Source organism: Neobacillus sp. NPDC058068 (assembly GCF_042885335.1).
Classification (GTDB): Bacteria; Bacillota; Bacilli; order Bacillales; family Cytobacillaceae; genus Neobacillus.
Genome location: NZ_JBHVSI010000031.1, coordinates 42,282 through 49,434, shown reverse-complemented (window position 1 = coordinate 49,434; position 7,153 = coordinate 42,282). Strand labels below are relative to the sequence as shown.

Annotated in this window: 8 protein-coding genes; all 8 read right to left on the bottom strand. The window is 44.1% G+C overall.

Annotated elements, in window-relative coordinates; genetic code table 11:
• Positions 1–144: 144 nt before the first annotated feature.
• The 8 genes from ACFVSW_RS25780 to rsgA all read right to left on the bottom strand — a co-directional run bounded on the left by ACFVSW_RS25780 (position 145) and on the right by rsgA (position 6,868).
• Positions 145–1,431, bottom strand: a complete 1,287-nt coding sequence (locus ACFVSW_RS25780) for a peptidase (protein WP_387319477.1) — start codon at positions 1,429–1,431, stop codon at positions 145–147.
• A 30-nt stretch (positions 1,432–1,461) separates the two neighbouring features.
• Positions 1,462–2,127, bottom strand: a complete 666-nt coding sequence (locus ACFVSW_RS25775) for a 3-oxoacid CoA-transferase subunit B (RefSeq protein WP_387319476.1) — start codon at positions 2,125–2,127, stop codon at positions 1,462–1,464.
• On the bottom strand, positions 2,112–2,804 hold the full coding sequence (locus ACFVSW_RS25770; RefSeq protein ID WP_387319475.1) for a CoA transferase subunit A: 693 nt from the start codon (positions 2,802–2,804) through the stop codon (positions 2,112–2,114). Before ACFVSW_RS25770 ends, ACFVSW_RS25775 begins: the two co-directional genes overlap by 16 nt.
• Positions 2,805–4,160, bottom strand: a complete 1,356-nt coding sequence (locus tag ACFVSW_RS25765; RefSeq protein ID WP_387319474.1) for an aspartate aminotransferase family protein — start codon at positions 4,158–4,160, stop codon at positions 2,805–2,807. It lies immediately after the preceding gene.
• 253 nt (positions 4,161–4,413) lie between these two features.
• The gene (locus ACFVSW_RS25760) at positions 4,414–4,581 is read right to left on the bottom strand and encodes a YjcZ family sporulation protein (RefSeq protein ID WP_387319472.1); all 168 of its coding nucleotides are present in this window, start codon (positions 4,579–4,581) and stop codon (positions 4,414–4,416) included.
• 138 nt (positions 4,582–4,719) lie between these two features.
• On the bottom strand, positions 4,720–5,151 hold the full coding sequence (gene msrB, locus ACFVSW_RS25755; protein ID WP_387319471.1) for a peptide-methionine (R)-S-oxide reductase MsrB: 432 nt from the start codon (positions 5,149–5,151) through the stop codon (positions 4,720–4,722).
• Complete coding sequence (gene msrA / locus ACFVSW_RS25750) at positions 5,141–5,683, bottom strand: peptide-methionine (S)-S-oxide reductase MsrA (protein WP_387319470.1); 543 nt, start codon at positions 5,681–5,683, stop codon at positions 5,141–5,143. The genes msrB and msrA overlap by 11 nt, the downstream gene beginning before the upstream one ends.
• 117 nt (positions 5,684–5,800) lie before the next feature.
• A complete protein-coding gene (gene rsgA, locus ACFVSW_RS25745; protein ID WP_387319469.1) occupies positions 5,801–6,868 on the bottom strand; it encodes a ribosome small subunit-dependent GTPase A in 1,068 nt (355 codons plus the stop codon).
• Positions 6,869–7,153 lie beyond the last annotated feature (285 nt).

Here is a 7,153-nt window from a genome sequence, read left to right as displayed (position 1 = left end):
CTCGGCGCTAAAGCGCCTGCGGGGTCTCACCTGTCCCGCTGCTCCCGCAGGAGTCTCGCGCCTTCCACTCCAATCAACATTGTGCTCAAAATCAAAAATGTTCTTTAACACAGCCTTATCTTAAATAATTTACGAACTCCCTGATTACTTATCATCATCTGAAACTTCATTGACTCCACACCAACGCAGTAATGTTAGGGCAATAATCTCACTTGCAGCGAACATATCTTCAAGGTCAATATGCTCATTGGCATCGTGAGCGGTTTCCGTTATACCTGGACCGAAGACGACCACCGGAGTATTGCCAACAGTGGATAAAATCCCTCCATCTGTTCCCCAAGGACTTGCTTCAATGACAGGACTGAAACCTAGGACTTCGCTGAAACTACCTGTAAGTGCGTTCATCAATGGATGATCACTTTCGAGATTACCTGGCAGCCATCTCCCGCCAAACCACTCAATTTGCAGCGGATTTTCGCGGAACCATTCATCCTGTTGATTCCATTCCTGTAGGGCGGTTTCCATTTCCTGTTGCGCCGCTTCAATCGTTTCTTCCGGTGATACACCCATTCTTCCCTCGATGATAGCGGTGTCAGGCACCGAAGATGGCCATTCGCCGCTTGTTATTTTTCCAATATTTATTGGGATGGGAATGGGGATTTTATTAAAGAGAGGGTCTGTGATCTTGGCATTTCTAGTTTTCTCTAACTGCTGTAATCCTTGAATGACACCCACTGATTTCTCAATTGCACTTACGCCTTCGTACCTCGTTCCGCCATGTGCAGCCCTGCCTCTAACTGTAATTCGAAACCACATTGAGCCCTGCTGCTTTGGGAAGATTTTCATATTGGTCGGTTCTGGAATTATCGCCCCGTCAGCATGATACCCGCGCAGTACGGCAGCAAGTGTACCGGCTCCGCCGCTTTCTTCCTCAATCACACTTTGAAAAATGACATCCCCTTTTAGCCTAATTCCATTAGCAATTAATGCTTCGAGGGCCATTAGCAGGGATACGTTCCCGCCCTTCATATCTGTTGCGCCCCTGCCATATAGCTTACCGCATTCAATCGTCCCGCTAAATGGATCATGCCTCCAGCTAGACTCGTCTCCGACCGGAACGACATCGATATGTCCGTTTAGAATAATCGATTTGCCGCCGCCTGTTCCTTTTAATACAGCAACTAAGTTAGGGTTGCCATCGAAGCTTTGGCGGTCACAGAAATAGGCAGGGTGGCCTTTTAATTCATCGCCGCCAAGCTCCCAAATATCCAGTGTTAAGCCAAGCTGACGGCATTTTTCAATAATAATGGCCTGCGTGCTGCTTTCATTCCCTCTTGTGCTATTTTCCCTAACAAGTACTTGTAATTGCCTTGCTCCTCTAGCTCGATTCTCCTTTAACCACTGATTAATGCGGTTTTCATGTTTCTTCATATGCTTCACTCCCCCTTGCCAGTTTTATCCTTAGTACGGGATGTTGCGAACATTTTCACTTATTTTAAATTCACACCCTGTTTTATTAATAACATCCTCCATGTTGTAGGGAGCAAACAATTCTGTTAAAAGCAGTCCTTCTGCAGTTACCTTAAAAACAGCTAAATCTGTAATAATAAGATCGACACATGCTGATGAGGTTAATGGCAACGAGCAGGAGGCAAAAATTTTCGGGTTGCCGTGTTTGTCACAATGATTCATGACTACAATCACTTTTTTTGCTTTTTGAGCGAGTTCCATCGCCCCGCCCATACCCGGAACCTTTTTCCCGGGAACAATCCAGTTGGCAAGGTCGCCATTCTGACTGACCTGAAGTGAACCGAGAATGGTAATATCGACTCTCCCTTTGCGGATCATCCCGAAAGCAATCGCACTGTCACAATAGGAACCGCCGCTATTCAACGTGACAGGAAATCCCCCTGCATTGCATAAGTTTTCATCTTCTTCTCCTTTAGCTGGACTTGGCCCCATTCCAGTAATGCCGTTTTCAGCGTGAAACATCACCATTGTCTCTGTTGATAAATGATTGGGAACAAGTGAAGGGATGCCAATCCCAAGGTTGACAACCATTCCACTTTGAATTTCCTCAGCAGCTCTTTTGGCCATTTGGTTGCGGATGTCTACTCCCATGCCCATTTCCAGTTCACCCCCTTCGATGGAATCAGATAATCAACAAACACACCCGGGGTAATGATTTCTTCCGGGTTAAGACTTCCAAGGGGAACAATTTCTTCTACTTCTGCTATCGTTATTTCTCCAGCCATCGCAACGAGCGGGTTGGTATTACGGGCACTTTTATCGTAGATTAAATTTCCATACTCATCGGCCTTTTTCGCATAAACAATCGAAACCTCTGCTGTTAAGGCGGTTTCAATCAGATAGTCCTTCCCGCCAAGCTGGACGCGGGGTTTTTCTTTTGAAACCAGCTCGTTGTCCATCCCGATATCAGAAAGAACAGCGGCTAAGCCCACACCCCCGGCCCTGATTCTTTCTGCTAAGATACCTTGCGGCGAAAACTCTACTTCAAGCTTTCCGTCATGCATCAACTGCCCCGCAATAGGGTTTGAACCAATATGTGAGGCAATCACTTTAACAGCTCTTTCCCGGCTGACTAATTTACCAATGCCGATATCCGGAAAACCCGTGTCATTTCCAATTAATGTCAGTTCACAAACACCTTTTTCAAGAATGCCATCGATGAGTGCCGGCGGCGATCCTACACCGCCAAATCCGCCAAACATTAATGTCATCCGATCATGAAATAATTCTAAGACACGCTCCAAGGTCGTGATTTTCCCAAACGGATTATCCATCTACTGGTCACCAGCCATTCCTGCGTTTATTTGGTTTGAAAAGGCTTCAAATGTTGCCGCTAATAATAATACAAGTTCTTCCATTTCCTTCGTGGTGATTGTTAATGGAGGAGAAATAATAATTGAGTCACCATTAACACCATCAATTCCGGACCCAGCAGGATAAACGATGAGGCCTTTTTCTTTTGCAAGCGACACCATATGTTGTGTAACCAAGGCATGCCTTGGGAATGGTGTTTTCGTAAAACGGTCCTCGACGAATTCAATCCCTAGTAACAACCCTTTGCCGCGGACATCGCCGACAAATGAGTATCGGGCTTTTAACTTTTCAAGCTCGTTTCTTAAGTACTCTCCCTTATTTTCTACTTCTCTCATAATCTCGTTTTTTTCTAAGTATTCAAGAACAGCGAGTGACACGGCACATGATTGGGGGTTGGCACTTAATGTATGACCGCTCATTACTGACTTTGATCCCGCCAAAATGGGCTCCATCACCTTTTCACTGGCAACAGCTGCCGCAATTGGTGCATAGCCTGCCCCCAGCCCTTTCCCTAAGGCAACAATATCAGGAATGATGTCCCAATGTTCTGAAGCAAGCATCGTTCCCGTCCTGCCAGAGCCTGTCATCACTTCATCAGCAATAAATAGGATGTCATACGCGTCACAAATCTCTTTGATTGTTTTCAAATAATCTTTCGGCGGTGCAATGGCCCCGCCTGATGCACCGATAACCGGTTCAGCGATGAAGGCAGCGATTTTCTCCGCCCCGATTCGCTCAATCGCTTGATTCAACTCTCTGGCACATAAATAATTACACGCTGGTGCAGTAAGATTATAGGGGCATCGGTAGCAATAAGGCGGATTGATCACCGGAAAATCCTCCAGCAGCGGCACAAACCGCGCTCTTCTGCCAGTATGTCCTGACATTGAAAGCGCTCCCAATGTAATCCCATGATAACTAACCCATCTTGATAAGACTTTCGTTTTCGTATGAATCCCCTTTTCCTGCCAATATTGAATCGCCATTTTCATCGCGGTCTCCGTTGCTTCCGATCCGCTGTTCACAAAAAAACTCCAATTGAGGTCTCCCGGTAACAATGCCGCGATTTTTTGGGCCAGCTTTTCAGCTGCTCCACTTGTAAATTGCGAACGATATACAAACGAGACCTTTTTTGCCTGTTCCTGCATGGCTTCCATAATTTCGGCAGCGCCATGACCAATATTAGCAGTAACAGCACCTGAAGCAGCATCTAAATATTTCTTGCCTTCCATATCAAATAAATAGACCCCTTTACCATAATCAATAACAGGGTAATCTTCATCAAGCATTGGTTTAATTAAATAGGACTTTTCCACAAATGAGCACCACTTTTCTTATCAAAATATGTCAGGTCTTATAGAAATTGTATGATTCATTTTTTTGTTTCTTTCATTTTATTTATTTCATCTTTTACTTATCTGCTTTAATAGTTTCTACACTATTAGTAAAAATCCCTTTTGCACTTCGGCCAAAAAATTCCATGATCCAAAAGAAAAAATATTCATCGGCTAAAAAACAGAAAAAGGCTGCCTTTAGAATGAATTCTAAAGGCAGCCTTGGCTTTATTCATTAATATACCCAGCTTGCACCAATGATAATCAAGAGGATAAACAGGACAACAATTAACGCAAATCCTCCAAACCCAAATCCTACGCCGCCACCATAGCCGTATCCTCCTACTGGATAACCGCCGCCACAGCAGCCATCAAAACCACCATATCCACCATAACCATACATTAGCCTTCACTCCTCACGAAATTGTGTCTTTTCATTCCTACATTATGAAGTAGATACTTGACCTGTATGTGCATTCGCCTATTTACATCAAGACAATGATAATTTTGTGGTTGATATGATGATATTTGTTTTGGAGAATTATTTTTCTTGAAACAGTTTGGTAAACTCCGGATACCCTTCCTCTTCAAGGTTTTCTTTCGCGATAAACCGTAAAGCAGCAGAATTGATGCAATAGCGCAAACCATTTGGCTCTGGTCCATCATTAAATACATGACCTAAATGGGAATCTACCGATTTACTTCTTACTTCTGTACGGATCATAAAGTGGCTCGTATCGGTTTTTTCAACGACCTCTTCCGCTTGTATTGGTTTAGTGAAGCTTGGCCAGCCACAGCCGGCATCAAATTTATCTAGTGAACTAAATAACGGTTTTCCGGAAACAATGTCTACATAAATTCCTTCTCTACTTTCATTCCAGTACTCATTCCGAAACGGCGGCTCCGTTCCGTTATTTTGCGTTACTTCATATTGGATTGGTGTTAATTCCTTTTTCAAATCTTTATTTTGCATTTTCTTTCCCCCAGTGCCTCTCAATAAAGCCTGCACGACCTGAACCGACGTGATATGACTCATAATGGGCTTTATTTTTCCTATAGTAGCCCTGATGATATTCTTCAGCAGGATAAAAAGTTTGTGCCGGAAGAATCGGCGTTACAATCTGCTTATTAAACCGCCCGCTTTTTTGTAATGCTTGTTTTGATTCCTCGGCAAGCCTTTTTTGTGTTTCATCATGGTAAAATATTGCTGTTTGATAGGATTGCCCGCGGTCGTAAAATTGTCCGCCTGGATCAGTTGGATCAATCTGCTGCCAAAATAATTCCAACAGCTTTTCATAAGGAAAAAGTGCCGGATTATAATTTATTTGGACTGCTTCATAATGCCCGGTTGTATCTGAACAAACTTGTTGGTATGTCGGGTTTTCAACTGTTCCCCCTGTATAGCCGGAAATAACGCTATTAATGCCTGGCTGTTCATCAAACGGCTTCACCATGCACCAAAAACAGCCGCCGGCAAACGTTGCTAATCGATGATTCTTTTCCACGTTCCCACCCCTTTTCAGCTTATCTAAAAGTATAACGAAAGATTCTGCAAAAAGAAAATCAACTGTTCGGAACGACAAAAAAACCGAGACAGCTCTATACTGCCTCGGGTCGATTCATTAACGGCTTTTCCGTTGTTTCATTTGTTTGTTTAAAGTCTTCCATTGTTTTCTTACTTCAGCTTGGGCACGTTTATCGGCTTTCCTTTCGATAAACGCCAGCTCCTTTTGCAGCTTTGTGTAACTAACCAGCCTTTCAGCCGCAAGCTGCCCGTCATTAATGGCAGTCATCACTGCACAGCCTGGCTCATCCGTATGCTGGCAATCACGGAATCGGCAATTTTCCGCTAACAGTTCGATTTCTGAAAAGGTTTCCGCTAATCCGTCTGCACTTTCCCAAAGCTGCAATTCCCGCATCCCAGGTGTATCAATCAAGACGCATCCAATCGGCAAGAGAATGAGTTCCCGATGGGTAGTTGTGTGTCTTCCCTTATCATCTGCCTCTCGAATATCTTGGACCAACTGCTTCTCTGCCCCTAATAATCGGTTTGTTAAGGTTGATTTCCCGACCCCGGAGGAACCAAGCAATGCAATTGTTTTTCCTGGCTGTAAAAATGGTTCGAGCTTTTCAAGTCCGGCAAGCGTTTCTGCGCTAATCGGAATGATCGGAACACCACCAAATGCAATGGCTTCCACTGCAGCGATTTTCTCTTCAATATTTTGACAAAGATCAGCTTTACTTAACACTATAACAGGGTTGGCACCGCTTTCCCATGTCAGTAATAAATAGCGCTCGATTCTTCTTAAATTTAAGTCTTCATTTAAGGAGTTAACGAGAAATACAGTATCCACGTTTGCCGCAATAATTTGCTCTTCGGCCGTCACCCCTGCCGATTTTCTTGAAAACTTACTTTTTCGCGGTAATACGGTAATAATTGTACCCTTTCCTTCCTCAGCACGAGGCTTAATGGCGACCCAATCACCAACCGCCGGGAAATCTTCCCGGGATATTGCCTGAAAGCTGAACTTCCCCGTTACTTCACATAATAATTCACCAAGTTCCGTCCATACACGGTACATCCGCTTATGCTCAAGTGCCACGCGGCCAAGGATTAAATCCTCATCTCTGTTGATTTGAGCAAATTCTTTTGTTTCTATGTCAGTTAAACCAATTGATAATAAATTCATTCTTATTCCTCCAGCGAATTTTTTTTAAAAATGGCTGTGTTAAAAGTGAATGTTGATTTCCGTTCCAGGCGCGAGCGGTTCGCGGGGCGGGCGGTGAGCCTCCTCGGCGCTAAAGCGCCTGCGGGGTCTCACCTGTCCCGCTGCTCCCGCAGGAGTCTCGCGCCTTCCACTCCAATCAACATTGTGCTTTAACACAGCCTAAAAAATAAAAAACCATAGGCCACGCACAGCCCATGGTTCGATTCGCATAAGGAAATAAGGTAATAAAATCCTAAATAGAAAATT

What these genes read in the sequence shown, in the direction of transcription:
- rsgA (WP_387319469.1), bottom strand. Translation starts at nt 6,868, where the DNA reads ATGAATTTATTATCAATTGGTTTAACTGACATAGAAACAAAAGAATTT.
- ACFVSW_RS25780 (WP_387319477.1), bottom strand. Translation starts at nt 1,431, where the DNA reads ATGAAGAAACATGAAAACCGCATTAATCAGTGGTTAAAGGAGAATCGA.
- ACFVSW_RS25760 (WP_387319472.1), bottom strand. Translation starts at nt 4,581, where the DNA reads ATGTATGGTTATGGTGGATATGGTGGTTTTGATGGCTGCTGTGGCGGC.
- msrB (WP_387319471.1), bottom strand. Translation starts at nt 5,151, where the DNA reads ATGCAAAATAAAGATTTGAAAAAGGAATTAACACCAATCCAATATGAA.
- ACFVSW_RS25770 (WP_387319475.1), bottom strand. Translation starts at nt 2,804, where the DNA reads ATGGATAATCCGTTTGGGAAAATCACGACCTTGGAGCGTGTCTTAGAA.
- ACFVSW_RS25775 (WP_387319476.1), bottom strand. Translation starts at nt 2,127, where the DNA reads ATGGGCATGGGAGTAGACATCCGCAACCAAATGGCCAAAAGAGCTGCT.